Annotated in this window: 23 protein-coding genes and 1 tRNA gene; 11 read left to right on the top strand and 13 right to left on the bottom strand. The window is 68.5% G+C overall.

Annotated features, from left to right (window positions below):
- Positions 1–5: 5 nt before the first annotated feature.
- Positions 6–1,181: an MFS transporter gene (locus ACYQ78_RS21610; protein WP_459802683.1), complete on the bottom strand. Its 1,176-nt coding sequence runs from the start codon at positions 1,179–1,181 to the stop codon at positions 6–8.
- A 407-nt stretch (positions 1,182–1,588) separates the two neighbouring features.
- On the opposite strand from ACYQ78_RS21610, the gene ACYQ78_RS21605 reads away from it, so the two are divergent.
- Positions 1,589–2,512: a LysR family transcriptional regulator gene (locus ACYQ78_RS21605; protein ID WP_459802682.1), complete on the top strand. Its 924-nt coding sequence runs from the start codon at positions 1,589–1,591 to the stop codon at positions 2,510–2,512.
- Here ACYQ78_RS21605 and pth read toward each other — a convergent pair.
- On the bottom strand, positions 2,496–3,086 hold the full coding sequence (gene pth / locus ACYQ78_RS21600) for an aminoacyl-tRNA hydrolase (RefSeq protein WP_459802681.1): 591 nt from the start codon (positions 3,084–3,086) through the stop codon (positions 2,496–2,498). The two genes, ACYQ78_RS21605 and pth, sit on opposite strands and share 17 nt — an antisense overlap.
- Before the next feature lie 68 nt (positions 3,087–3,154).
- Positions 3,155–3,781 carry a 50S ribosomal protein L25/general stress protein Ctc gene (locus tag ACYQ78_RS21595; protein WP_459802680.1) on the bottom strand — a complete coding sequence of 209 codons (627 nt, stop codon included), beginning with the start codon at positions 3,779–3,781 and terminating at the stop codon, positions 3,155–3,157.
- A gap of 364 nt (positions 3,782–4,145) precedes the next feature.
- Between ACYQ78_RS21595 and ACYQ78_RS21590 the strand changes: the two genes are divergently transcribed.
- Complete coding sequence (locus ACYQ78_RS21590; protein WP_459802679.1) at positions 4,146–4,883, top strand: DUF4230 domain-containing protein; 738 nt, start codon at positions 4,146–4,148, stop codon at positions 4,881–4,883.
- A gap of 55 nt (positions 4,884–4,938) precedes the next feature.
- Positions 4,939–5,403: a hypothetical protein gene (locus ACYQ78_RS21585; RefSeq protein ID WP_459802678.1), complete on the top strand. Its 465-nt coding sequence runs from the start codon at positions 4,939–4,941 to the stop codon at positions 5,401–5,403.
- A gap of 30 nt (positions 5,404–5,433) precedes the next feature.
- Here ACYQ78_RS21585 and ACYQ78_RS21580 read toward each other — a convergent pair whose 3' ends face one another.
- The 3 genes from ACYQ78_RS21580 to ACYQ78_RS21570 form a co-directional block, all read right to left on the bottom strand.
- Positions 5,434–6,411 (bottom strand): ribose-phosphate diphosphokinase, encoded by a 978-nt coding sequence (locus tag ACYQ78_RS21580; protein WP_459802677.1) that lies wholly within the window; start codon positions 6,409–6,411, stop codon positions 5,434–5,436.
- 65 nt (positions 6,412–6,476) lie between these two features.
- Complete coding sequence (gene glmU, locus ACYQ78_RS21575) at positions 6,477–7,907, bottom strand: bifunctional UDP-N-acetylglucosamine diphosphorylase/glucosamine-1-phosphate N-acetyltransferase GlmU (RefSeq protein WP_459802676.1); 1,431 nt, start codon at positions 7,905–7,907, stop codon at positions 6,477–6,479.
- A gap of 94 nt (positions 7,908–8,001) precedes the next feature.
- Positions 8,002–8,077, bottom strand: a tRNA-Gln gene (locus tag ACYQ78_RS21570).
- Positions 8,078–8,310: 233 nt separating this feature from the next.
- On the opposite strand from ACYQ78_RS21570, the gene ACYQ78_RS21565 reads away from it, so the two are divergent.
- The 4 genes from ACYQ78_RS21565 to ACYQ78_RS21550 are packed head-to-tail and all read left to right on the top strand — an operon-like array spanning position 8,311 to position 13,112.
- Entirely contained in the window at positions 8,311–9,258 is a 948-nt protein-coding gene (locus ACYQ78_RS21565; protein ID WP_459802675.1) for an acyl-CoA desaturase, read from the top strand.
- 21 nt (positions 9,259–9,279) lie between these two features.
- On the top strand, positions 9,280–10,119 hold the full coding sequence (locus tag ACYQ78_RS21560; RefSeq protein ID WP_459802674.1) for a TetR/AcrR family transcriptional regulator: 840 nt from the start codon (positions 9,280–9,282) through the stop codon (positions 10,117–10,119).
- A gap of 57 nt (positions 10,120–10,176) precedes the next feature.
- Positions 10,177–12,264, top strand: a complete 2,088-nt coding sequence (locus ACYQ78_RS21555) for an RNA degradosome polyphosphate kinase (protein WP_459802673.1) — start codon at positions 10,177–10,179, stop codon at positions 12,262–12,264.
- Positions 12,261–13,112, top strand: coding sequence for an NUDIX hydrolase (locus ACYQ78_RS21550; protein ID WP_459802672.1), 852 nt, complete (start codon positions 12,261–12,263; stop codon positions 13,110–13,112). The genes ACYQ78_RS21555 and ACYQ78_RS21550 overlap by 4 nt, the downstream gene beginning before the upstream one ends.
- Here the strand turns inward: ACYQ78_RS21550 and ACYQ78_RS21545 are convergent.
- The 3 genes from ACYQ78_RS21545 to ACYQ78_RS21535 form a co-directional block, all read right to left on the bottom strand.
- Positions 13,109–14,551, bottom strand: coding sequence for a CYTH and CHAD domain-containing protein (locus tag ACYQ78_RS21545; RefSeq protein WP_459802671.1), 1,443 nt, complete (start codon positions 14,549–14,551; stop codon positions 13,109–13,111). The genes ACYQ78_RS21550 and ACYQ78_RS21545 overlap by 4 nt on opposite strands.
- Positions 14,552–14,620: 69 nt before the next feature.
- Positions 14,621–14,974, bottom strand: a complete 354-nt coding sequence (locus ACYQ78_RS21540; RefSeq protein WP_459802670.1) for a VOC family protein — start codon at positions 14,972–14,974, stop codon at positions 14,621–14,623.
- The gene (locus tag ACYQ78_RS21535) at positions 14,971–15,729 is read right to left on the bottom strand and encodes a trans-aconitate 2-methyltransferase (RefSeq protein ID WP_459802669.1); all 759 of its coding nucleotides are present in this window, start codon (positions 15,727–15,729) and stop codon (positions 14,971–14,973) included. The genes ACYQ78_RS21540 and ACYQ78_RS21535 overlap by 4 nt, the downstream gene beginning before the upstream one ends.
- Before the next feature lie 184 nt (positions 15,730–15,913).
- Between ACYQ78_RS21535 and ACYQ78_RS21530 the strand changes: the two genes are divergently transcribed.
- Together ACYQ78_RS21530 and ACYQ78_RS21525 are read left to right on the top strand one after the other, a co-directional pair.
- Positions 15,914–16,423 (top strand): MarR family winged helix-turn-helix transcriptional regulator, encoded by a 510-nt coding sequence (locus ACYQ78_RS21530; RefSeq protein WP_459802668.1) that lies wholly within the window; start codon positions 15,914–15,916, stop codon positions 16,421–16,423.
- 304 nt (positions 16,424–16,727) lie between these two features.
- Positions 16,728–18,248: a trypsin-like serine peptidase gene (locus ACYQ78_RS21525; RefSeq protein ID WP_459802667.1), complete on the top strand. Its 1,521-nt coding sequence runs from the start codon at positions 16,728–16,730 to the stop codon at positions 18,246–18,248.
- A 118-nt stretch (positions 18,249–18,366) separates the two neighbouring features.
- On the opposite strand, the gene ACYQ78_RS21520 is transcribed toward ACYQ78_RS21525, so the two are convergent.
- From ACYQ78_RS21520 to rsmA, 3 genes are read right to left on the bottom strand one after another with little or no spacing between them, the layout of a single operon-like run.
- Positions 18,367–20,157, bottom strand: a complete 1,791-nt coding sequence (locus ACYQ78_RS21520) for an ABC-F family ATP-binding cassette domain-containing protein (RefSeq protein ID WP_459802666.1) — start codon at positions 20,155–20,157, stop codon at positions 18,367–18,369.
- A gap of 16 nt (positions 20,158–20,173) precedes the next feature.
- The gene (locus ACYQ78_RS21515; RefSeq protein ID WP_459802915.1) at positions 20,174–21,037 is read right to left on the bottom strand and encodes a 4-(cytidine 5'-diphospho)-2-C-methyl-D-erythritol kinase; all 864 of its coding nucleotides are present in this window, start codon (positions 21,035–21,037) and stop codon (positions 20,174–20,176) included.
- 14 nt (positions 21,038–21,051) lie between these two features.
- Positions 21,052–21,894, bottom strand: a complete 843-nt coding sequence (gene rsmA, locus ACYQ78_RS21510) for a 16S rRNA (adenine(1518)-N(6)/adenine(1519)-N(6))-dimethyltransferase RsmA (protein ID WP_459802665.1) — start codon at positions 21,892–21,894, stop codon at positions 21,052–21,054.
- 131 nt (positions 21,895–22,025) lie between these two features.
- Between rsmA and ACYQ78_RS21505 the strand changes: the two genes are divergently transcribed.
- Both ACYQ78_RS21505 and ACYQ78_RS21500 read left to right on the top strand, forming a co-directional pair.
- Positions 22,026–24,080 (top strand): serine/threonine-protein kinase, encoded by a 2,055-nt coding sequence (locus ACYQ78_RS21505; RefSeq protein WP_459802664.1) that lies wholly within the window; start codon positions 22,026–22,028, stop codon positions 24,078–24,080.
- On the top strand, positions 24,077–25,249 hold the full coding sequence (locus tag ACYQ78_RS21500) for an FG-GAP repeat protein (protein WP_459802663.1): 1,173 nt from the start codon (positions 24,077–24,079) through the stop codon (positions 25,247–25,249). The genes ACYQ78_RS21505 and ACYQ78_RS21500 overlap by 4 nt, the downstream gene beginning before the upstream one ends.
- 153 nt (positions 25,250–25,402) lie before the next feature.
- Here ACYQ78_RS21500 and ACYQ78_RS21495 read toward each other — a convergent pair whose 3' ends face one another.
- Positions 25,403–26,266 carry a resuscitation-promoting factor gene (locus ACYQ78_RS21495; protein ID WP_459802662.1) on the bottom strand — a complete coding sequence of 288 codons (864 nt, stop codon included), beginning with the start codon at positions 26,264–26,266 and terminating at the stop codon, positions 25,403–25,405.
- Between the last annotated feature and the right edge of the window lie 101 nt (positions 26,267–26,367).

Genomic DNA, 26,367 nt, shown 5'->3' with positions numbered 1-26,367 from the left:
GCGCGTCAGGTTTTCCCTGACAACCCGGTGAGCAGGATGAGCACGCCCGCCGCCGCGATCGCCTCACGTACCCCGATGACCGAGGCCAGCAGCCCCCACAGAGCGGTCAGCACCGCGACGGTGCCGCTGGTGCTCACCGACCACGCGGTCAGCGTGCGGGCGACCCGGTCGGGCGCGATCCGCTCCAGCCGATACGTCGCCACGACCGGGTTGAACACCGCGCAGCAGGTCACCAGCCCGAACTGCACGACGATGACCAGCACGATCCCCGCCGTCCCCGGCTGCACGAACGCCAGCCAGAACGGCCAGCACACCCGCAGCGCCCCCGCCGCCCGCAGCACGGCGAGCTGCCCGAAGCGCGGCACCAGCCGCCGTGCCAGCCACGCCCCGAGGAGCCCGCCGAGGCAGGGCAGCGCGAACACCAGCCCGTACTGCCAGGGGGTGAACCCGAGCCGGCCGAGCAGCAGCACGGCGAGGAGTGGCTCGGTCGCCAGCAGCAGCCCGTTGAAGAAGATCACGTTGAGGAACAGCCGCCGCAGCGGCGGGTTCCCCAGGATGTCCCGCCACCCCTCCACCAGGTCGGCGGCCCGCATCCGGGCCACTCGCCGCTCCGGAGGCGGCTCACCGCCACCGATCGCCCGGACGAACGAAGCCGACACCAGATAGCTGAGGGCATCCGCCAGTACGGTCACGACCGGCCCGAACACCCCGATCGCGACCCCGCCGAGCGGCGGCCCGACCACGCTCGCCGACCACATGGTCGACTCCAGCCGGGCGTTCGCGACGAGCAGGTCCTCCCGCGACAGCAGGGTCTTCAGGTAGGCCCCCGAGGCGGCGTTGAAGGCGATCTTCGCCGCCGCCGCGACGACGGACACGACGAGCAGCTGGCCGAAGGTGAGCCACCCGAACACGAACGCGACGGGCACACTGGCGAGGGCCCCGAAACGCACCAGGTCCATCGCGACCATGACCCGCCGCTTCCCCCGGAACTCCACCCACGGCCCGAGCGGCACCGCGACCACGGCCCCCACCGCCAGCCCCGCGGCCGACAGCACCGACACCTGAGCGGGCCCCGCGTCCAGCACCACCACCGCGATCAGCGAGAACGCCCCGAACCCCAGCCACGTGCCGTAGGTACTGACCGCGTAAGCCGCCCACACCATGCCGAATCGCCGATCCACGCCGCGTATCCAACCGGCCGGAGACCACCCCTCTCAAACAACCATCCACCGTCAGACCACAACCCAAAGTTGTCATCCCAGCTACAACCCCTGGACCGGGATCGACACACCTTCCAGATCTCCACGTCACCCAGCGGCGCAACTCCACGCTGTGCCACACCGCCCGTCATGAGATGGGCAGCCCACCCGCCGGAGAGATCTCCCCACAGCACCACACCACCTTGCGCGACCAAGGCAGCCGACCTGCGAGGAAGATCCCCATGCAGCACCACCCTCCGCGCTCCACCACTGGGGAGATCTCCACACGGTGCCACCCTCGAAAGCTGGGTTGCACACCGCACCCGGCCGGGATGAACCTCTGCGTAACGCCGACGGGTCGACCCCCTTCGACCGGCTAACCTGCCGGGATGGATTTGGACGTCGTGCGTGGCTTCGTGGCCGTCGTGGACGCGGGGCGGTTCCAGGCGGCGGCCGATGATCTGGCGATCACCCAGCAGGCCGTCTCCAAGCGCATCGCCGCCCTGGAGAAGGCCCTCGGGGTGCGCCTGTTCACCCGCACCGCGAGAGGCGCGCGGCTCACCGCGGACGGGCAGGCGTTCCTCCCCCACGCTCGCGACCTGCTCCGGGCCGAGGAGCGGGCGCTGGCGAGTGTCCGGCCGGGGCGCCGGCCGTTGCGGGTGGACGTGATCGGGCGCAGGCTCGCCCCCGCGGCCGTGCTGGGCGGGTTCCACCGGGCGCGGCCCGAGGTCGAGCTCGACGTCGTGACGCTCTTCGACGCCGACGCGGCCATGGAGGCCCTCAGGTCGGGCGAGGTGAACGCGTCGTTCCGGGCCGTCGATCGCGAGCGGCTCTCCGGGGGCATCGCGGCGGCGCGGGTGTTCGACGAGCCCGTACAGCTGCTGACCGGGCCCGCCCACCCGCTCGCGGACGCCGCCGTGGTCAGCCCGGAGGAGCTCGCGGGGCATCGGATCTGGATGCCGGGCATCGTGGCCGGCACCGAGTGGGCCGGTTACTACGACGATCTCGCCGCCGCGTTCGGGCTGACCATCGAGGTCACCGGGCCCGACTTCGGCACCGATCCGCTGCTCGACACGATCGCGGGCGCGCCCTCACTGGCCACTTTCGTCGGCGCCGGGACCCGGTTGGTGTGGCCTGAGGAGATGGGGTTGCGCCGCATATCCGTACAGGAACCGACCCCGGTCTATCCCCATTCGCTGATCTGGCGCCGCGACGACTCCCACGCCGCGCTCGCCCTGCTCCGGGCGCATCTGGGCACCACCCGGACGGCGCCCGGCACGTGGACGCCCGCGTGGGCTAACGCGGGGGTTTGACCGGGTTCAGATCGCCGGCGTGGAATTTGTTCTGGGTGGGCTCCAGCCCGTCGACCATCAGCGACTCGACCATGTCGGCCGCCCGGTCGACCAGGAACGGCAGGTCCTTGCGCTCGGCGGTCGCGAAGTCCTTGAGGACGTAGACGGCGGTGTCCATCCGCCCGGGAGGCCGCCCGATGCCGAACCGCAGCCGCAGATAGTCGGGCGTCAGCACCTTCGTGATCGACTTCAGCCCGTTGTGCCCGTTGTCGCCGCCGCCCTTCTTGGCGCGCAGCGCGCCCCACGGCACGTCGAGTTCGTCGTGGACGACGATGAGGTTGAGCCCGGTCTTGTAGAAGTCGGCCAGCGCCTTCACCGGCCCGCCCGACAGGTTCATGAACGTCATGGGCTTGGCCAGCACCACCGGCACCCCGGCCAGCCGCCCTTCGAGCACCTCCGCGCGCGACCTGTGCGCCTTGAACCGCCCACCGACGCGCGCGGCCAGTTCGTCGGCCACCATGAAGCCCGCGTTGTGCCGGTTCCCGGCGTATTCAGGCCCGGGATTGCCCAGCCCGGCGATCAGCCAGCGGTCCACTGCATGTCTCCTCACACGCGGAAAGGTCCCCCACAGGATCTCCCTGTGGGGGACCTTACAGAAACGCCTTACTCGGCGGCGGGAGCGGACTCGCCCTCGGCGGCCTCGTCGGCCGGAGCAGCGGCGGCCTCGGCCTCCGCGCCGTCCTCGGGCAGCTCGGCGGTCGGCGCCGCGATGACGTGGAGCACCAGCGTGTCGGGCTCGACCGCGAGGGTCGTGCCCTTCGGCAGGTCGAGGTCACCGGCGTTGACGGTGAAACCGACGTCCTTGCCGTCGACGTCGATCTCGACACCGGTCGGCAGGTTGGTGGCCTCGGCCTCGACCGAGATCTGCACCAGCTGCTGGTCGAGGATGGCGCCGTTGACGACGTCACCGGTGACCGTGACCGGCATTTCGATGGTGACCTTCTCGCCACGGCGAACCAGGATCAGGTCGACGTGCTCGAGGAAGCCCTTGATCGGGTCACGCTGCACACCCTTGGGAAGGGCGAGCTCGTCGACAGCGCCCTCGATGCGGATGAGAACGTTGGGCGTGCGCAGCGCGAGCAGCAGTTCGTGCCCGGGCATCGTGAGGTGACGGGGCTCGGTGCCGTGACCGTAGAGAACGACCGGCACCTTGTCGGCGCGGCGGATCTTACGTGCGGCACCCTTGCCGAACTGGTCACGCAGCTCGGAAGCGATCTTGACTTCGGACACGACGATCTCCTAGGGATCTCGATGCGGATTAGCGCCACCCCTCACCCGCCCTAGCGGAAGGCGTTACAGGCACTCGTTCAAGCTTAGTGCAAGCTCGTGGACGACCCGACACCCAGGATGGGCCGATGCTCCGTACATGACTCAGGTAAAGATCGATAACCCACTCATCGACTCGACTCGCACGAATAGTCAAATAAGATCAGCCCAAAAAGCTATATATTGACCGCCCCATTTAAGGCCAAAGTGTTCACGAGCTGCGACTTTATGGGTGCAGCTCAGAACAGAAAAAAGTCCATTCTGGTTCATGCTGCGTCAAGGCTTTGGGAGGTAGCTTGTGGCCATGGAACGAGCGTAAGGAAATTCCATGTCCTCAGTGCAGCGCACTTCGCGCCCCATCTTCACCACTGTCGCAGTGGTGGCGGGGACCGTCGCCATCATCCTCGTGGCCTATTTCGTCGGCCGAAGCTCCCCCTCGAACGACAACCCGAATTCGTTGTTGCTCGCGTCGGCAGCGCCGACGCCGACGCCCTCGCCCACACCTTCGCCCACACCTACACCGACGGTCGAGGCCGACAACATCCTCAGTGAGGCGAAGAGCGCGAAGATCTTCATCGGGCACACCAAGGAATACACCGTCGTGCCGTTCACCTATAAGGAGCCCGAGAAGACCATCCTCGGTGTGACAGTCCCGGACATCATCTCCGGACGGAGTGTGGACTTGGTGGGAGTGGGAACGGTGGAGGCCGTCATCGACCTTTCCAGGCTCACCGACTATTCGATAGCGGTGTCCGCAGACGACTCGATCGTGCACGTGACCTTACCGAAGCCATATCTGCTTCCCGTCCGTCTCGACCACAAGAAGATCAAGGTCCTGGACACGGGCAGGGGGATCGCCGATTGGTTCCGCGACATACTGCCGTCCGAGGTTGCCGCCGTCCTCGCCGACAAGGTCTACGAAGACTTGTCCAAGAGAATCGACGCGGAGGCGGCAGCGGACGCCGAACTGTTCGCCAAAGCGAAGGTCTCCATCGAAAATTTCATCACTCTCATCGCGATGAAGTTCGGCGCCGAACAAGACAAGATCGAATTTGAGTACGCCTGAGCCCGATCCCGCCCAAGATCCCGACCCCGTCCACCCGTTGACCAGATTCCTGCGAATGCTCGGGGCCTTCATCGTGGGACTGGCCGGTGTTGTGGCCGCGGTCTCGGCCTTCTTCCAGTGGAAGACCGACTCGGGAGACTCGACCAGCCCGAAGGACGCCTGGAGTTTCGCCGTCCATCTGTGGAACCGACTTTATGCGGACTTCGACCACGCGGCCTTGGCGGCGGATCACTTTCTGAAGAGATTCCGGATCGAACTTCATCCCCTACTCGCTTTCTCCGCCGCTGTGGTTCTTATCGGCTTGTTCGCCGCAGTCGGGGTGACGCTCGGCAAGAATCGCCGAGGGTGGCCGGCGTTCCTCTACCTGGCCATCGCGGCGAACACCGCGTTCATCTGGATAGCATCCGTAACTGTCGCCGTGCCGCTGCTGGTGACCTTCACGGCGTCGTCCGTGCTGGCCTTCGGCGCAGGATGTCTCCTTACGCGCAAGGCTGGAAAACGACGAAAGGCCGATCGGTGAATCACCGATCGGCCCATGAGATCGCCTTGCCTACGAGTCGCCCTCGAACAGGCTGGTCACCGAACCGTCGGTGAAGACCTCGGTGATCGCGCGGGCGATCAGCGGGGCGATCGACAGCACCGTCAGCTTGTCGAACCGCTGCTCCTCCGAGATCGGCAGCGTGTTCGTCACGATGACCTCAGAGATCGCCGAGTTCTTCAACCGGTCGACCGCCGGATCGGAGAACACCGCGTGGGTCGCCGCCACGATCACATTGGTCGCACCGTGGTCGTACAGAGCGTCGGCCGCCTTGCAGATGGACCCACCGGTGTCGATCATGTCGTCGATCAGCACACAGGTCCGGCCGCGCACCTTACCGACGACCTCGTTGACCTTCACCTGGTTCGCCACGTCAAGATCACGACGCTTGTGGATGAACGCCACCGGCGTGCCCAGCGCGTCCGACCAGCGCTCGGCCAACCGCACACGCCCGGTGTCAGGCGAGACGATGGTCGTCGTCGCGGGGTCGATCTTGTCGCGCAGGTAGTCGATCAGGATCGGCATCGCGAACAGGTGGTCGACCGGGCCGTCGAAGAAGCCCTGGATCTGTGAGGTGTGCAGGTCGATCGACATCAGCCGGTCGGCGCCGGCCTGCTTGAACATGTCGGCCATCAACCGGGCCGTGATCGGCTCGCGGCCGCGGCCCTTCTTGTCCTGACGGGCGTAGCCGAAGAACGGCATGATGACCGTCACGCGCTTGGCCGACGCCCTCTTCAGAGCGTCCACCATGATCAGCTGTTCCATGATCCACTGGTTGATCGGAGCCGTGTGGCTCTGGATCACGAACGCGTCGCAGCCCCGGACCGACTCGAGGTAGCGGACGTAGATCTCTCCGTTGGCGAAGTCACGCAGGGAGGTCGGGGTGATCTCCACCCCCAGGTTGCGCGCGACCTCCTCGGCAAGCTGTGGGTATGCCCGGCCCGAGAAGAACATCAGGTTCTTCTGGCCCATGGTCTGGATCCCGCTCATGCGACTTGCTCCTCCTGGCCCCGGGGAAACCGAGTGATACGCGGAACTGCCCGCGCCTTGAACCGTTATGACCCTGCTTCGAGGGCCCGCTGGGCCGCCTCGGCCGACTTGGTGCCGGACCTGCGGCGGATCACCCAGCCCTCGACGTTCCGCTGGCGACCGCGTGCCACGGCCATCGCGCCGGGGGGGACGTCGTTGACGATCACCGAACCGGCGGCCGTGTAGGCGCCGTCGCCGATCGTCAGCGGTGCGACGAGCATGGTGTCGCTGCCGACTCGGGCGTGGTCGCCCACGGTCGTGTGGTGCTTGTCGACGCCGTCGTAGTTGACGAAGACGGTCGCGGCGCCGATGTTGGCGCCCTCGCCGATCGTCGCGTCGCCGACGTAGCTCAGGTGGGGCACCTTGGATCCGGTGCCGATGACGGCGTTCTTGGTCTCGACGTACGTGCCGATCTTGCCCTTCGCCCCGAGCCTGGTGCCGGGGCGCAGGTAGGCGAACGGGCCCACCGACGCGCCCGCGCCGATCTCGGCCGAGTCGCAGACCGCGTTGCGGACCACGGCGTCCGCGCCGACGACGGTGTCGGTCAAGGTGCTGGCCGGACCCACTTCCGCGCCCGTGCCCACGGACGTCGCACCGTGAAGCTGGGTGCCCGGATGGACGACGGCGTCCGCTTCCAGAGTGACATCGGCGTCGATCCAGGTCGAGGCCGGGTCGACGATCGTCACACCGTTGATCATGTGCTGGTGGACGATCCGGTCGTTCAGGACCCGGCGCGCGAACGCGAGCTGGGCCTTGTTGTTGACGCCCTCGACCTCGACGTGGTCGGCGGCGACGTGGGCGCCGACGCGGTGGCCCTCCTCGCGGAGGATCGACAGCACGTCGGTCAGGTATTCCTCGCCCTGGGCGTTGGCGGTCGAGACGCGCTTGACGGCATCTGCCAGGAGGGCACCGTCAAAGGCGTAGACGCCGGAGTTCATCTCGTCGATCGCCAGCTGCTCGGGCGTGGCGTCCTTGTGTTCCACGATCGCCAGCACGGCGCCGTCGTCGCCGCGGACGATGCGGCCGTAACCGGTCGGGTCGGGCACGTGGGCGGTCAGCACGGTGACCGCGTTGCCGTCGGCCGAGTGCCTCTCCAGCAGCCCGGCCAGAGTCGATCCGCGCAGGAGGGGCGTGTCGCCGTACACGACAAGGACCGTTCCCTCGATCACGCCGACGTTCTCGAGCACGATCCGGACGGCGTGGCCGGTGCCGTTCTGCTGTTCCTGGACGACCGCCGTCACATCCTCGAAAGAGGACAGATGCCCCTCGACCTGCTCACGGGCGTGCCCCACCACCACGATCAGGCGGGCGGGTTCGAGCTCCTGTGCCGCGTGGACCATGTGGCCGACGAGCGTGCGGCCGCAGACCTCGTGGAGGACCTTCGGGGTGGCGGATCTCATCCGGGTGCCCTCGCCTGCGGCGAGGACGATGACGGCTGCGGGGCGCGGCGCACTCACTGTGGGAGCTCCCTGGATCCGCGAACGAAACGGTCAGCTGACGGACGCCGCACGGTCACCCGCGAGACAACGTGAGCTTACCTGAGACGCTAATTGGTTCCGGCGCCTGGACTCGAACCAGGACAAACCAACTCCAAAGGTTGGCGGGCTGCCAATTACCCAACGCCGGATCGCCACCCAGCTTACCGGGCACACCCCGGGAAAGGATGCCGGTTGGGACTCACATCCGGAACGCGCCACGCCATAGCAGACCAGCCGCTTCTCCTGCAAGACAGTTTCGCGCCATGAGATGGCCGTCCCGCATACACCTTCTCCCCATTCTCGACTTAGGACTTCCTAACTTACGATGGCGTAGGTTACGGTGGCGTAACCGGACCACTTACCACGGATCGTGAGGTAGTCGATGACCGTTGTCTCAGAGCGCCCCGGCAGCCCCCAGCAGCCCAAACCCGACATGGACCCAGAGCGGAAGACCGGCCCCGAGATCATCAGCTTCGGCATCGTGGTCGGCGCGCCTCTGGTCGCGCTCGCCATCGCGGTGCCGGCCGCGTGGGCCTGGGGTTGGCTCGGCTGGGTGGACGTCGCCATCGCGTTCGTCTTCTACATGTTCACCGGCCTGGGGGTGACGGTCGGTCTGCACCGCTATTTCACCCACGGCTCGTTCAAGGCCAAGCGGCCGTTGAAGATCGCGTTGGGCATCGCGGGCAGCATGTCGCTGGAGATGTCGGTCCTCGACTGGACGGCCACCCACCGCAAGCACCACAAGTTCTCCGACAAGGAGGGCGACCCGCACTCGCCGTGGCGCTTCGGCACCTCTTTCTGGGCGGTCACCAAGGGTCTCCTGTACGCCCACATGGGCTGGCTCTTCGAGGCCGAGCGGGCCAACCGCGAGAAGTACGCGCCCGACCTGGTCAAGGACCCGGACATCGTGAAGTTCCACAAGATGTTCCCGGTGCTGGCGATCACCTCGATGGTGCTGCCGGCGATCCTGGGCGGACTGATCACCTGGTCGTGGCAGGGCGCCGCCACCGCGTTCTTCTGGGGCACGCTCGTGCGCATCGGCCTGCTGCACCACGTCACCTGGGCGATCAACTCGATCTGCCACGTGTTCGGTGACGAGGCCTTCGAGTCGCGCGACAAGTCGCGCAACGTCTGGTGGCTGGCGCTGCCCTCGTTCGGCGAGTCGTGGCACAACCTGCACCACTCCGACCCCACCTGCGCGCGGCACGGCGTGTTGAAGGGTCAGATCGACCTGAGCGCCGGTCTCATCAAGATCTTCGAGCGCTTCGGCTGGGCCTATGACGTGCGCTGGCCCAACCCCGAACGGCTGGCGGCGAAGCGCATTGCTTGAACCAACCGCCATTATGGTCCCGTGACCGAATCCAGAACCCGCAGGCGAATGACGGGCGCGGAACGGCGCGAGCAGCTGATCCAGATCGGTCGCGCCCTCTTCGCCGAGAAGGGCTTCGACGGCACTTCGGTGGAGGAGATAGCCGCCCACGCCAGCGTGTCGAAGCCCGTGGTGTACGAACACTTCGGCGGCAAAGAAGGCATCTACGCCGTGGTCATCGACCGCGAGATGCAGCGCCTGCTGACCCTCGTCACCCAGGCGCTGTCGGCGACCCACGCGAGGGTGAAACTGGAGCGGGCCGCGCTGGCACTGCTCCAGTACATCGAGGAGAGCAGTGAGGGCTTCCGGATCCTGGTCCGCGACTCCCACGCCGCCTCCGGCACCGGCACCTTCGCCAGCCTGATCAGCGACATCGCCAGCCAGGTCGAAGACGTCCTGGCCGACGAGTTCGCCGGCCGGGGCTACGACCCCAAGCTCGCCCCCATGTACGCCCAGATGCTCGTCGGCATGGTCGCCCTGACCGGCCAGTGGTGGCTCGACGTCCGGCGGCCCAGCCGCGAGGCGGTCGCCGCCCACCTGGTGAACCTGTGCTGGAACGGTCTGAGCGACCTCGACCCGGTGCCCGGCCTGACCAACTCGTCGAGGGGGCTGGTGCTGGCACCACCGATGCCTCCCGAGCCTCGTACCGACCCCAGAGAGCTCAGCCGTCAGCGCAAGGAGCAGGAGAAACTCCGGCGCGAGGCCGAGAAGCAGCGCGAGCGCGACGCCAAGGAGGCGGAGAAGCTCCGGCGCGAGCAGGAGAAGGTCCGAGCGCGTGAGGCGAGAGAGAACGAGAAGCTCGCGCGAGAATCTGGAGCCTAACGATTTCGTTGCGGGACAGTTAACACGTCGTTCAACAAACTCGGGCATATTCAGGACATGTCCGCCGAAATTACCGCGTCCGTCCCCCCGGAGGAGCTCCCCCTCCCTCTCGACAGATACCTCAACCGAGAGGAGAGCTGGCTCCAGTTCAACGAACGTGTGCTCGAACTCGCCGAAGACCCCAAGCTCCCGCTGCTCGAACGCGTGAGGTTCCTGGCGATCTTCGCGAGTAACCTGGACGAGTTCTTCATGGTGCGGGTCGCGGGCCTGAAACGGCGGATGGCCACCGGACTCCTGCTGCGGGCGCAGAGCGGCCTGAAGCCCAGCGAGGAGCTGGAGCGGATCAACGGGATCGCCAACGTCCTCGTGCAGCGCCACTCCGCGCTGTTCCACAAGACGATCGTTCCCGAACTGGTGGCCGAGGGCATCGAGATCGTCCGCTGGGCCGACCTCGGGCGCGACGAACGCACTGTGATGCGGAAGCTGTTCCGCGAGCGGATCCGGCCGGTGCTGACCCCCCTCGCGGTGGACCCCTCCCACCCGTTTCCCAATATTTCAGGGCTGTCGCTGAACCTGGCGGTCACGGTCCGCAACCCGGTCAACGGCAACACGGTCTTCGCCCGGGTGAAGGTGCCCCCGCAGCTCCCCCGGTTCGTGAAACTGGCCCACGACCGGTTCGTCCCTCTTGAGGACGTCATCGCGGCCCACCTCGGCACGCTCTTCAAAGGCATGGAGATCGTCCAGAACCACGTCTTCCGGGTCACCCGCAACGAGGACCTCGACGTCGACGAGGACGTCACCGAGAACCTCATGCAGGCGCTGGAGCGCGAACTGCGCCGCCGCCGCTTCGGCTCGCCGGTGCGCATCGAGGTCGAGGACACGATCTCGCCCGAGGTGCTGGAACTGCTGGTCGAAGAGCTGGGCGTGGCCGACCACGAGATCTACCGGGTGCCGGGACCGCTCGACCTGACGGGCCTGCACGCCATCGCCGACCTCGGCCCGACCCACAACCGGGGCGAGCTCAGCTACCGGCCCTTCGTGCCGTCCGAGGTGATCCACGCCGACGACGACATCTTCGCGATGCTCCGCGAGAAGGACATCCTGCTGCACCACCCCTACGACAGCTTCTCCACCAGCGTCGGCCGGTTCATCGAGCAGGCGGCGGCCGACCCGGCGGTGCTGGCGATCAAGCAGACGCTCTACCGGACCTCCGGCAACTCCCCGATCGTCGACTCGCTGATCGACGCCGCCGAGGCGGGCAAGCAGGTCGTGGTCGTGGTCGAGATCAAGGCCAGGTTCGACGAGCACGCCAACATCTCGTGGGCCAGGAAACTGGAGAAGGCCGGCTGCCACGTCGTCTACGGCGTGCTCGGCCTGAAGACCCACTGCAAGCTGGCCCTGGTCGTGCGCCAGGAGTCCAACGGCGAACTGCGCCGCTACTGCCACATCGGCACCGGCAACTACAACCCCAAGACCGCCCGCATGTACGAGGACTTCGGCCTGCTCACCGCCGACCCCCTCGTCGGCGAGGACGTCACCGACCTGTTCATGCACCTCACCGGCTACTCCAACCACTCGGCCTACCGGCGGCTGCTGGTGGCCCCCCACTCCCTGCGGCACGGCCTGCTGGCCCGCATCGACCGGGAGATCGCCCACCACAAGGCGGGCCGCGCGGCCAGGATCCGGATCAAGACCAACTCGCTGGTCGACGAGCCGGTGATCGACGCCCTCTACCGAGCGTCACAGGCGGGCGTGCCCATCGACCTGTGGGTTCGCGGCATCTGCACACTCATGCCAGGAGTCCCGGGTTTGTCCGAGACCATCAGGGTCAGAAGTCTTCTGGGACGGTTTCTGGAGCACTCCCGCATCTACGAGTTCGGCGGCGGACGACGACCGGAGATGTGGATCGGCAGCGCCGACCTCATGCGACGCAACCTCGACCGAAGGGTGGAGGCCCTGGTGAAGGTGACCAGTGCGCAGCACCGGTCCTACATCGCCGACCTGCTCGACCGCGCGTTCTCCGACGGGACGGACACATGGTGGCTCACCTCAGATGGCCGTTGGCTTCGCCAAAGTGGCGGCGCCGACCTTCAGCAGCACCTCATCGGCACCCGGCGCTGGCGAACCGTGGACGACGGAAAATGACCGATGTGATCCACGCCGCCGGCGCCGTGATCTGGCGCGGCGACGAGGCCTCCCCCGAGGTCGCGCTCGTGCACCGGCCCAAGTACGACGACTGGTCGTTCCCCAAGGGCAAGCTCAAGTCGGGTGAACACGTCATCGCCGGGGCGCTGCGCGAGGTCGAGGAGGAGACCGGCCTGTCGGTCGTCCTGGGGCGCTCGCTGCCGCCCGTCCACTATCTGAAGGACGGCCGGCTCAAGCGGGTCGACTACTGGGCCGCGCGGGTCGTCTCGGAGAACGAGCTCACCGCCGTCGACGAGGTCGACCAGGTGGTCTGGATGCCGCTGGCGGAGGCCCGCGCGCGGCTGACCTACGAGTGGGACGCGGGCCTGCTCCGCGCCCTGACGGCGGCCCCGCTGGTCACGGTGCCGCTGATCCTGGTGCGCCACGGCCTGGCGGGCAGCCGCTCCGACTGGAAGGGCCACGACGACCGGCGTCCCCTCGACTCCGAGGGGACGGCCCAGGCCGAGGCGGTCGCGCGGGCGCTCGCGGCGTACGCGCCGCAGACCCTGGTCAGCTCACCCAGCAGAAGGTGCACCCAGACGCTCAAGCCCTACGCCACCGCCGCGGGCCTGTCGATCCGCAAGGAGAAACTGCTCTCCGAACCCGGCTACGACGCGAAGGACACCCTCCGGCTGGTCCGCAAACTGACCGAGCCGACGGCGGTGTGCAGCCACGGCAAGGTCCTGCCCGACCTGCTCACCGCCCTGTGCGACGGGCGCGTCGGCGACACCCACCTGAGGAAGGGCGGGTTCGCCGTGCTCCACCACGCCGGCGGCGAACTGGTCAGCGTCGACCGTTACGCCACCTAGTTCAGCTTGGCCCACAACTTCGGGAACTTGGCGCGGGCCCGGTCGGCGGCGGCCCGCTCCAGCCCGGCCAGCACGCCGTAGGTGAAGGTGTCCTCGCCGGCCTCGCGGGCCTTGGCGGCCTCCTTCTCCAGCGTCTCCTGGGCGACCACGCCGTCCTGGTAGAGGCCCAGCGCCTCCTGCACCGCCTCCGCGCGGGCGGCCTCGTCGCCGAAACCGGCGGCCTCCGCCGTGTAGCGGGCCCGCTTGGCGGCCTTGCGCACGTCGTGCATGGCGATCTCGCGCTCGTGCGGATCCTCCATGTTCTGCGCCGCCTCGTGCCTCTTCCCGACGCGGAGCCAGTCCTTGTTCACGATCTTGGCCAGCTCGGGCCCGGCCTCGCGGGTGGCCTTGCCGGTGAAGGAGAAGGGCGTGTCGAGGGCGTCGAGCAGCGCGAAGTAGCGTTCGCCGTTCATCGCCTCGCGGACGCGCTCGTACCCCGCCTCCTCCTGGTGCTTGAGGTCGTCGAGCAGCCGGGCGCGGACCGGGCCGACGATCAGGTGGGCGTCGAGGCCGTCGAGTTCCTTGCCGAAGCGGGCCTGGATGACCTCCAGGTCACGCACCTCGCCGAGCACCTCGCCGAGCCAGCGCAGCTCCTCCTGGAGCGTTTCAGTCTCGGTGACGATCGAGGAGAACGACTTGAAGGCGCTGCGCATCCGCCGGCACGCCACCCGCGCCTTGTGCACGGCGTCCTCTTCCGCCCGCCGCACCCGGCCGTCCTGGGCGATCAGTGCGTCGACCTGCTGCCGCAGGTAGGCGAAAACCGCGGCGCCGACCGTCCCCTCGGCAGGCGACTTCGGAAGTTTCGGTACGGCTTCGCCCAAGAGGCGGCCGAGTTTGTTCGCGGAGCCGCCCGTGGCCGCCCCCGCCTTGATGACGCGCTTGCCCACGCGCTTCAGCAGCGCCTCGTCGCCCTTGACGAGCTCGACCTCGACCTCCCGCCACCGCTCGACGCGGTTGGTCTCGCCGAAGACCGTGCCCTTGACGCGGTCGTCGGCGACCTCGGCGAGCACCTGCTCCTCGGCGTCGAGCAGCCGGGTGACCGACCGCTTCGTGTCGAGTTCGGCGACGGGGACCAGCGCGTGGCCCCGGGTGTAGACGAGCACCTGCTCGGCCAGCGCGGGCGGGACGATCTTGGCGCTGCGGGTGAGCGGGAGGGCGATCTCCTGGCGGACGCCCGCGGACTTGGGCAGTTTCAGGTGCCAGCCGGAGTCGTCGCCGCCGCGGCGCCGCCGCAGAGTGATGCCCCGCGCGGCGAGCCGCAGATCGGGAGTGTCAAAGTAGATGGCCACGAGCTGGTGGGACTTGGGCCCACTGGTCGCCGCGATGCCTTTGACGCCGAGAAGATCGGGCACCACGAACTCGTCTTGGACATCGAACTTGTCCTCGATCTCGATCGCCACTAGCACCTCCAGGTAAACGTGACACTGCCGAATTGCGGCCATGATGCCACCTGAAGGTGAACAAATCGCCTATCGAGACACGGGCTGGAGAAGTTCTAGGCGATTCCCCACCGGATCATGTAGATAGCACCGCAGGTATCCGGGCAGCAGCCGGTCGATCTCGGCCTCGGGAAAACGGGCGAGAATCTCGTCGAGATCGCGCACCAGCAGCCCGGGATGCGCCTTCTTCGCGGGCCGGAAGTCCTCCTCGACCCCGAGGTGAAGCTCGGCCTCCCCGCTACGGAACCACGCCCCGCCACGCCTGGCCAATTCCGGCGGCTTGGCCACTTCGATCATGCCGAGGCGCCCGCAATAGAAGGCGCGCAATTCGTCTTCACGTCCGGGCGGGGTCGCGAGCTGCACGTGATGAATGCCACTGATCATTTGTGCGCCACCGTGAATATGCGGCGGAAGGGGAATGGGGTGCCGAAGTCACGCCTGGGATAGGCCTCGCCGAGCACCCTCCCGGCGTCGGCCAGGAACCGCTCGCGCCGCTCCGGGCCGAGCCGCGTGAGCATGGGCCGCAGCGCGGTTCCGCTCACCCAGCGGAGCACCGCGTCGTCGCCGGGCAGGACGTGTACATAGGTGGTCTCCCAGGCGTCGACGGTCAGGCCCGCGCCCGACAGCAGCTCCAGATACTCCTCGGCGGAGTCGACCGGGTCACGCCAGGCGAGATCGGCCAGCTCGGGAGCCCATTCGGCGCTCTGGCAGAGCTCGCGGATGACCTGGTGGCTGGGTGCGGTGAAGTTCCCCGGCACCTGGAAGGCCAGCCAGCCGCCCGGGTTCAGCTCCCCCGCCCAGCGGGTCAGCAGCTCGCGGTGCTCGGGCACCCACTGGAGCAGCGCGTTCGACACGATCACGTCGACCGGCGCGGCGGGCCGCCAGTCACGCACGTCGGCCACCTCGAACGTGGCCCCTTCGGGCGCCTTCGCGATCATCTCCGGCGAGGAGTCAACCCCGTGCACCTCGGCCCCGGGCCACCGCCCGGCCAGCGACACGGTCAGCTCCCCGGTCCCACACCCCAGATCGACGACATGGCCGGGATTCTCGGCCCCGATCCGGCCGGTGAGCTCGTAAAACGGCCGCGACCGCTCATCGGCGTAACGGCCGTAGATCGCGGGATCCCACACGCTTTTCATGGCCGCGCCTCCGGCACGGCGGTCCTCGCGCTCATATCCGACGCCTTCCCTCCTACGCTCTGGTCGCTGCGCTCCCGGCGCTCCGTCAGTCCAGGCATCGGCGCGCTGCGGCATTCTCTCGATATAGAGATACTTGATATCAAGAGAGATGTCTTGACGTCAAGAAAAGCTAGACTCGTCATCCATGAGCCCAGCCGAGGATGAAGTCGACCGGCTTGTCGCGGCCTGGCGGCAGGAGCGCCCCGACCTCGATGTGACGCCTCTTCAGGTGCTGAGCCGCGTGTCGCGGCTGAGCCGGCATCTGGAGCGGGCCAGGCGGGCGGCCTTCGCCGAACACGGGCTCGAGCCCTGGGAGTTCGACGTCCTCACCGCGCTGCGTCGCGCGGGCGCCCCTTATGTGATGAGTCCGGGCGCGCTGCTGCGGGCCACTCTGGTGACGTCGGGCACGATGACCAACCGCATCGACCGGCTGACCGCCGCCGGGCTCGTCACCCGCAACCCCGACCCGGACGACCGGCGCGGCGTGCTGGTCAGGCTGACCACCAAGGGTCTCGACCGGGTCGACGCCGCTTTCGCCGACCTGCTCAGGCGGGAACAGGAGCTGCTCGCGGCCCTCGGAAGGCAGCAGCAGCAAGACCTGTCAGGGCTCCTACGGACGCTTCTGGTGCCGTTCGACACGTCCGACTCCGCGTAGGCGTGACGGACTAAGACGGAGTTGACCCTTCATCTGGTTCCCCTGAGGCGGGTGTGATTTAGGTCACACCCCTCAGCTGGATCGATCCATGGGGTGACTGATCGACATACCCCTCGATCAGCGGAAATAACGGAATCTTCACAGGAATCCCACAGGTTGACAGCAACTATCGACATCCCAGCCGCCTCAGGCAGTTGGTCTTTTTGCTTTCACACCCCCAATCCGTCTTATAGCTTTCTGATCGTTCCTTTACTGACGCATGGGGCGCAAGTGACGTCCCACGACAGACCTGGGGAGATCCACCATGAAGCGCACGCTCATTCTGGGCGGTCTGAGCGCGGGGCTGCTTGCCTCCGCGGTCGTGGCCGCTCCGGCTCAGGCTGCTGGCGACGTCGCCTCCGACAGCCTGGCCAACACCAACATCGCCGCCCAGCAGGTCGCGCAGTTCTGGCTGGGCGAGGACAAGGCCAACCTGATCGGCGCCACCCCCTACGACGTCGAGACGCAGGTCGTCGGCAAGCACGTGTCGACCGGTGGGCCCACCGCCGACACGAAGCCCGGCATCGTGCCCGCGATCGGTGACGAGAAGAAGGTCGCCAGCACCTCGAAGAACGTCAACCTGCCCAAGACCTCGGGCAAGGTGTTCTTCCTCGGCGCTGACGGTCAGCCGCACTGGTGCACCGGCACCTCGCTCCAGAGCAGCTACAAGAACCTTGTCGCCACCGCTGGACACTGTGTCTACGACACGGCGTCCAACAAGGCCACCCTCGACAAGTGGGTCTTCATCCCCGGTTACTACCAGGGCAAGACCCCGTGGGGCATCTACGTCGGCAAGCAGGCCTTCACGCACTACGACTTCGACGTCTACGAGGACGGCGACCGTAACTACGCGTTCGTGAACGTGTACAACGGTGTCCTCCCCGTCGCGGGCGAGAACCGCGACAAGGACTGGGTGTACGGCAAGTACGAGACCAAGGCTCTTGCCGAGGCGGCCAAGAAGGCGCTGGAGGACAAGAAGGAGACCGGGTCCTCGAACCTGTTCATCATCGAGGACGAGGACTGGGACCACGTCACCGCTGGCCCTGAGGGCAAGAAGGTCGACAACGTCTCCTGGAACGAGTTCAAGAAGTTCCAGTCCTATAACGTCAAGGCCGACGCGCCTGCGCACACCTTCAAGCCCGGCACCGGTGTGACCGACAAGTTCATCAGCCGGGACGAGTTCCGTGAGGCTCCCGGCACCCAGAACGACGGCGACCAGTACTGGCTGCCCGGCGGGAAGACCTTCGTCTTCTCGTACAAGCCTTTCGGCAGCCGCGAGTTCAAGTACGTCAAGCGCACCTTCTGGCTGAACTACGACGTCGACTTCAAGCTCGTCGGCAAGGTTCTGAGCATCAGCCTCAAGGACGTCGGTCGCCTCGGTGACAACGTCGGTGGCCAGGGTCTGGCGTACAACCAGAAGGTCGGCCAGAACGTCTACGTGTTCGGCTACCCGAGCGGCAAGCACCCGGACGGCAACCACGCCTACACCGGCCACACCCTGAAGTGGACCTACGGCAAGACGTTCGCGGCGAAGGCCGCCGACATCAAGGCCGAAGAGATCATCGGGGTCAAGTCGTCCTTCACGGGCGAGGGCTCGCTGGGCTCGTCGTGGCTGTCGCAGTACAAGAGCGCCCGTCGCCTCGGCTACCTCAACGGCGTGACCATCGGTGTCGCTGACACCGACGGCAACAAGCGCTACGACACCTCGGTTTCCCCGTACTTCGACGGTGAGACCTTCGGCGTCTACAAGGTGGCGGCGGCCCTCTGGTCCGGGAAGATCGTCTAATCTTCCGCCTCGCAATGCCGAGATGACTCGGTTGGTGCCCCAAGTCATCTGAAGCAAAAAGGAAAGAGCCCGGTCGGCCAACCGGGCTCTTCTCCTTTTCAGGGACTTTTCAGCCGCGCTATTCGGCGACGCGCTCCGCCAGCTCCATCCACTCCATCTCGGTGGCCTCCTTCTGCGCCCCGAGGTCGCGGAGTTCGGCGTCGAGCTTGCCCAGCTTCTCGAAGTCGCTGGCCGCCTCGGCCATCTGGGCATGGACCTTCGCCTCACGCTCGGACAGCTTGTCGAGCTGACGCTCCAGCCGGCTCAGCTCCTTCTGGAGCTCCCGGAGCTCCTTCTGGGAGACCTTCTTCTCGGCCGCGGGGGTCTCGGCCACCACCGGTTCTGCACTGGCGGCACGGGCCGACAGGGCGTTCCCGGAGGCGCGGCGCTCCAGGTATTCGTCGACCCCGCCGGGCAGCATCGACAACCGGCCGTCGCCCAGCAGGGCGACCGTGCGGTCGGAGACGCGCTCCAGGAAGTAACGGTCGTGGCTGACCACGACGAGAGTGCCGGGCCAGCCGTCGAGCAGGTCTTCGAGCTCGGTCAGCGTCTCGATGTCGAGGTCGTTGGTGGGCTCGTCGAGCAGCAGGACGTTGGGTTCGTCCATGATCAGGCGCAGGAGCTGGAGCCGCCGCCGCTCGCCACCGGACAGGTCGCCGACGACCTTCCACTGCGCGTCGCCCTTGAAGCCGAGGCGTTCGAGCAGCTGGGAGGCGGTCCATTCCTTCTTGCCGACGGTGATGTACTTGCGCACCTCTTCGACCGTCTCCAGCACGCGCCGGGTCGGGTCGAGCTCGGCGAGCTCCTGCGACAGGTGGGCCAGCTTGACCGTGCGGCCCTGGACGAGCCTGCCCTCGTCGGGCACGACCGAGCCCGAGAGCAGGCGCAGCACGGTCGACTTGCCCGAGCCGTTGACGCCGATCAGGCCGATGCGGTCGCCGGGGCCGAACTGCCAGGTGCAGTGGTCGAGCACGAGCGGGCCCGCCCCGGGGCCACCGGCGTGGAGGGTGACGTTCTCCAGGTCGTACACCGTCTTGCCGAGGCGCGCGGTCGCGAACCTGAGCAGTTCGACGGTCTCCCGGGCCGGGGGCACGTCGGCGATCAGCGCCTCGGCGGCGTTGATGCGGAACTTGGGCTTGGAGGTCCGGGCGGGCGGGCCGCGCCGCAGCCAGGCGATCTCCTTGCGCATCAGGTTCTGCCGCCGCTCCTCGGAGACCTGGGCGATGCGCGCCCGCTCGGCCTTGGCGAGGACGAAGGCGGCGTAACCGCCCTCGTAGCGTTCGACGGACTCGTCGACGACCTCCCAGGTGCGGGTGGAGACGGCGTCGAGGAACCAGCGGTCGTGGGTGACGACGAGGAGCGCCGACTTGCGCCCGGACAGATGCCCGGCGAGCCAGGCGATCGCCTCGATGTCGAGGTGGTTGGTGGGCTCGTCGAGCACGATCAGATCGTGTTCGCCGATGAGCAGCTTCGCCAGGGCGGTGCGGCGGCGCTCGCCGCCGGACAGGGTGCCCGCGAGGGCCGACAGGTCGAGGTCGCCGAGCAGGTTGGCGAGGATCTCGCGCACCTGCGCGTCGCCCGCCCACTCGTGTTCGGCGCGGTGGCCGAGCACGATGTCGCGGATCGACGTGTCGGGATCGAAGAGGTCGCGCTGGGCGAGCACCCCGACGCGCAGGCCGCGCGTGTGGGTGACCCGGCCGGTGTCGGGCGTCAGCTCACCGGCGATGATCGAGACGAGGGTGGTCTTACCGCCACCGTTGCGCCCGACGACACCGATGCGCTCGCCCGCTTCGACCCCGAGCGACACCCCTTTGAGCAGCGGCTTGGGGCCGAAGGCATGGGAGACGGATTCAAGATTGACCAGATTCATCGCCTCCCAAGCCTATCTAGACGATCGCGGCCCCCGGGACCGGTCCGTGGGCGATGACGGCCTCGCGGCAGCCGGTGAGCGCGACCGCGATCTCCCGCGCGTGGCCGGCGTCTTCCGCCAGGAACGCGCAGGTCGGCCCCGAGCCCGACACGAGCGCGCCGAGCGCGCCGAGTTCGCGGCCTTCGTCGAGGGTGCGGTGGAGGGAGCGGCGCAGCATGATGGCGGCGGGCTGGAGGTCGTTGACGAGCGCGGGGCCGAGCGCCCCGGCGTCGCCGTGGGCCAGCGCCTTGGCGAGGGGCTCGCTCAGCGTCGGCCAGGCGACCTGTTCGCCCGTGGCCTCCCTGATGCGGTCGCACTCGCCGTAGACCTGCGGCGTCGACAGGCCGCCGTCGGCTAGCGCGAACACCCAGTGGAAGGTGCCCGACGTCTCGACCGGGGCTAGGACCTCACCCTTGCCGGTGCCGACGGCGGTGCCGCCGAGCAGCGCGAACGGCACGTCGCTGCCGAGCGTGCCGCCGATCTCCATCAGCTCTTCGAGCGTCTTGCCGAGGTTCCACAGGGCGTTGCAGGCCACCAGCGCGGCGGCGGCGTCGGCGCTGCCCCCGGCCATGCCCCCGGCGACCGGGATGTTCTTGGCGATCTCCAGCCGGACGCCCCGGCCCGGCGCGAGCGCGCGGGCGGCCCTGGCGGCCAGGTTGTCGTCGCCGAGCGGCACGTCGGCGTGGTCGCAGACCACCTCGACCCGGTCGGACTCCGACGCGGTGACCTCGTCGAACAACGAGACGGCGTGGAAGACGTTGACGAGGTCGTGGAACCCGTCGTCGCGGATCGGGCCGACGGAGAGCTGAAGGTTGACCTTGGCGGGCACCCGGACGGTAATCACGTGACGGGAGCCTAGTGGCGGTGTTCGGCGATCCGCGCGAAGTCGGCCACGTCGAGCTGCTCGCCGCGCGCCTTCGGGTCGACCCCCGCCTTGACGAGCGCCTCTTCGGCCGCCGCGGGCGACCCGGCCCAGCCCGCCAGGGCGGCCCGCAGCGTCTTGCGCCGCTGGGCGAACGCGGCGTCGATGGCCGCGAACACGTCTTCCCTGGACGCGGTGGTGGCCGGAGGATCACGGCGTACGAGAGAGACGAGGCCCGAGTCGACGTTGGGCGCGGGCCAGAACACGTTGCGCCCGACCGGGCCCGCGCGGCGCACATCGGCGTACCACGCCGCCTTGACCGAGGGGATGCCGTAGACGCGCGACCCGGGCCGGGCGGCCAGCCGGTCGGCGACCTCCGACTGGACCATGACCAGGCCCCGGCGCAGCTCGGGCAGGATCTGCAGCAGGTGCAGCACGACCGGGACCGACACGTTGTAGGGCAGGTTGGCCACCAGCGCGGTCGGCTTCGACGGCAGGTCGCCGGGGGTGATGCGCAGGGCGTCTCCCAGGATCACCCGCAGCCGGTCGGAGAACTCGGGCAGCATGATCGTGACCGTCTCGGGGAGCTGCCTGGCCAGCACCGGGTCGATCTCGACCGCGACGACCTCGGCGACCTCCGACAGCAGCGCCAGCGTCAGCGACCCCAGCCCGGGGCCGACCTCGATGACGACGTCGTCTTCCCGGAGCTCGGCGACCCGCACGATCTTGCGGACGGTGCCGCCGTCGATCACGAAGTTCTGCCCGAGCTTCTTGGTGGGCCGGATGTTCAGTTTCTCCGCAAGCGTGCGCACCTCGACGGGCCCGAGCAGACTCATGCAACCAGTGTCGGGCATCCGAACGCGTCGATTTACCTGTTCGCGGCCGAGGTGGGCAATCCATGCTGGCGATAGCCCCGAAGAGTTCACGAACCCTCACAGATACGCGCAGGCCGTAGGAGAGCCCTCAGATGCAACCGACCGGCGCCACGCCGCTCCGCCCCGACGATCCCCCCAAGATCGGCACATACCGGCTTCTGGGCCGCCTGGGCGAGGGCGGCATGGGCACGGTCTACCTGGCGACCACGGGCGAACGGCTGGTGGCCCTGAAGGTGGTCCGCTCGGCTTTGGCCGACGACGCCTTCGCGGCCCGCTTCCACGGCGAGGTCGAGAACGCGCGCAAGGTCGCGTCGTTCTGCACCGCGCAGGTCCTCGACAACGGCAACACCGCCGACGGGCGGCCGTACATGGTGACCGAATACATCGCCGGTACGCCCCTGAACAGGCAGATCGCCGACTCCGGCCCGCTGGAGCCGGGACCGCTCCACGGTGTGGCGCTGGGCGTGGCGGCGGCGCTGGCGGCGATCCACGTGGCCGGTCTGGTGCACCGCGACCTGAAGCCGGCGAACGTGATCCTGTCGCTGTCGGGCCCCCGGGTGATCGACTTCGGCATCGCCCGCGCTCTGGACGCCTCCCACGACTTCACCCAGGCCGGGGAGCTCCTGGGGAGTCCCGGCTGGTGGGCGCCGGAGCAGGTGCGCGGCGAGCCGGTCACCCCGTGGACCGACATCTTCGCCTGGGGCTGCCTGGTCGCCTACGCCGGCACCGCCCGCCACCCTTATGGCCAGGGCAACATGATGACCCTGGCGGCCCGCGTCCTGAACGGCCGCCCCGACCTGGGCTCCCTGCCCTCGCCCCTGAACGAGCTGGTCAAGCAGGCCACCGACCCCGACCCGACCCGCCGCCCCACGGCCCAGGACCTCCTCATCGCCCTGGTCGGCGGCGCCCTCCCCGTAGTCTCGGCCCGCGCCCCGGAAACGCCTCGCGAAGAGGCCCTGATGCCGGTCGACGAACTCAACCGCACCCTCCAGGAGACCTTCCCCACCGACCCCCCACCACCAGAGCAGCCACCGACCCCGGAACGCTCCGCGACCCCCGAGGACGAGCCCGCCGAGGCGGCCCCCACCGACCAAGCCCCGGAGGTCGACGAGAGCGCCGACGCCACCACCACGTTCCCCACCGTCGACGAACCCGTCAGTCGCAACGCCGGGAGCGACAGCGAGCAGTCCGCCACCACCACCACCTTCGCCATCACCAACCCGGGAACGACATCCAGCGACCCCGCCACCTCGAACGAAAGCGCCGATCGCACTACCGCTGACCAGGGCATCGACTCCCCCGAACCGGCGAACGACACCGCTGTCCTCGCCGCCGTCGACCAGGACCCGGACTCCGGCGAGCCGGTCGGCCGCACCGCTTCGGGCAAGGGAGCCGACACCGGCAATCCAGTCGATCGCACCATCAGCTTCGCCGCATCAGACAAGCAGGCCGACACGGGCGAACCCGCCAACCGCACCGCTGGCTTCACCCCCTCGGGCAAGCAGGCCCACACCGGCGAGCCCGCTGACCGCACCGCCGCCTTCGCCGCCGTCGGGAAAGAGGCCGATTCCGGTGAGAAGACCTTCTCCGCTGACTCGGATGCGGCACCCGACGACGTGCCGGGCGCCGGTGACGACGCGCTGGTCAGGCAGCCGCGGTCGCGGTCCGACCGCTGGCTGATCGCGGCCGTGGTCGTGTTCGCCGCGTTCGTGGTCAGTGTCGGTGTGCTCATCGTGTCCGGGGACAACGCGCCGCGTACCGCGGTGCAGATCGCGGCTCAGCAGGCCGCCGAGGGCGACGTCGCCAAGCGGGTCACGGTCGGCGCCGGGTTCGGGGTCGACCTGGTCGTCACGCGGGACCCGCAGTGCGGGCTCCAGGACTTCGAGGGCGTCACCGCACCTCAGGGCGCCTTCTGCGTCATCCCGTGGAGCATGGTCAACACCGGCGGCGAGCTCGCCGCGATCGCCGCCGCGCCCGTGCTGCTCGACGACTCGGGCGCCTCCTACCAGCCCCACCGGCTGTCCACCCCGCTGCCGAGCGGCCTGCGGCCCGGTGGGCGCTCCGACGGCCTGCTCGTGTTCGATCTCCCCGACGACCGCAGCCCCGCCCGGCTCCAGTTCGGCGGCGGCCTGGAGGTAGCTCTGTGACCCGGCTGCTCGCCGTTCTCCTGCTCGGCGCCGCACTTCCCCTTTCCGGTACGGCCTCCGCCACCCCCTGCCCCGCCACGACCCACGCCGTGGGCGACCCCTTCGCCGAGACCGTCACCTTCGGCGGCCGGACCCTCAGAGCCCCGGGCGACGACACGAACACCGGCTTCGGCTGGGCCGTGACCACCGCCCACGTCGACGGCGACTCCTGCCTCGACGTGATCGTCGGCGCCCCCTACGCGGGCGACGACGACCACGGTGAGGTGTACGTGTTCGGCACCGGCGGCGTCCAGACCGTGACCGCAGTGGACCCGCAGAAGGACGCCCATTTCGGCTGGTCACTGGCGGCGGCGGAGGTCCCGGGCGGGGTCGCCCTGGCCGTCGGCGAACCCCACGCCGACGGCGCGCTGACCGACACCGGCGCCGTCCACCTCTTCACGCCACGAGGACGGGCGAGGCTCGACCAGGAGTCCGAGGGCATGATCGGCAACGGCGAGATCGGCGACATGTGGGGCTGGTCGCTGGCCTTCCACGGCGACCCGGCCCGCCCGGACCTCGCGGTCGGCGTCCCCTACGAGGACAATGACGGCACCGGCCTCCAGGTGGCCAGCGGCATCGTCGACGCCGGCACGGTGGTCGTGATCGAGGACGTGCTGTCAGGGGCGCCGTACACGACCAGGAAGTGGGACCTCGGCCAGGCCACGACCGCGGTGGCGGAGGAATCGGGCAACCGCTTCGGCTGGTCCCTCGCGACGACCCGGATCGGCGGCGTCTCCTACCTCGCCGCGGGCGCCCCTCTGGCCGGGCCGCAGGACGCCGGCATGGTCCAGCTCTGGGCCGACCTCACCCCGACGAAGACGATCACCGTCCCCGGCACGACCGGGCTGGGCTGGTCGGTGGCCTTCACCGGCGACGGCAGACTCGCCATGGGCCACCCTTACACGAAGGGGGCGACGGGCGGCGTACACACGACAACGGTCGATGGAACCGTCGCCGCGCTCCCGGTCCCACCCCAACCGGGCCAGCGCTACGGCTGGTCACTGGCCGCCGACGGCCCCGCGGGCCTCCTCATCGGCGCCCCCGACCGCGACGGGGTGGGCGCGGTCTTCACCGCGGCGGCCACAAAAGCTCCGGCCCAGTCGATCGACTACGGCCATGCCATCAAATAGGCGGAACTATCGGGTGAGGTTGAGCAATCCCGGCTGCTCTCGGCACCAACGACCACGATCGACAGACCGCACATCGAGTCCGCCCGGCAGAGCCCAGTCAGGCGCGTTCCCAGGGCGGTCGCGCCCGGGCCAAGCACCGGCCAGGCAAGATGCCTAGAGCAGGTCGCCGCACTTCGGCCAGGCGCGTTTCCAGTCGCCCGCCAGGCGCTGGAAGAGCAGTTGCGCGCGGTAGGTCTGCTCGGCCTTCGGCCAGTCGGTCGGGCGTTTCTCGCCGCCGACGGCGCGCCACATGGTCAGGCCGAAGCGGTAGAGGCCGCCCGGTGCCTTGTCGACGTCGCCGCCCGACTCGCAGCGGGCCAGCGCGTCCCAGTTCAGTGCCGCCACGTCGGCCGAGATCGGGATCGTGTGGGGCGGCAGGCCGGGCTTCACCCGAATGACCGTGTCTTCGGGCGGGAAGGTCGACAGGCCGGGCGAGACCCGGTCGCCCTCGCCCAGTTCGATGTTCGCTTCTTCCAGCACCTCGGCGACGGTCCGGCCGACGGTCGTCGTGGCGATGCGCATGCTGCCGGCCACGATCGTCACGTTGCGCTGGGTGCGGACGCTGAGTTCGAAGCCCTCGACCGGGATCTGCTTGAGCCGGTTGGTCGACAGCTGCAGCTTGCTCGGGTTCATCTTGAGCTCTTCGAGAGCGTCCTGGACGTTCAGAGCCACCGTCATATGGGTGCTCTCGGTACCGTCGAGGTTCAACGTCAGCGGGCGGGCGTGGCGGACCACGATCGTCATGCCGTCGTCGATGTCGGTCGGCGGCGGCGGGGACACCATGTCGCGCCCGTCGTAGGGCACCCCGGCGCTTTCCAGCGCTCCGCGCACGTCGGTCGCGAACGACCGGTGGGTGGTCAGCTTCCCGTCGACGTCGAGGGTGATCCCGCGCGCGAGCCCCAGGCCCGTCACCACTCCGACCGACACCCCCAGCGCGGCGGCGCAGAGCACCGCCAGCCACGGACCGACGAAAGCCATCAAACGGGACGGCGCCTCAGCGGGTTTCTCGACCGGGTGTTCCCAGCCCGACAATTGGCCGCCCGTCTGCGCGGGACTCTCCAATGTCGGGGAATACACGG

This window comes from Herbidospora sp. RD11066 (assembly GCF_054661255.1).
The sequence above is the reverse complement of the archived record's forward strand: the minus strand, read 5'-3'. Positions and strand labels throughout refer to the sequence as shown.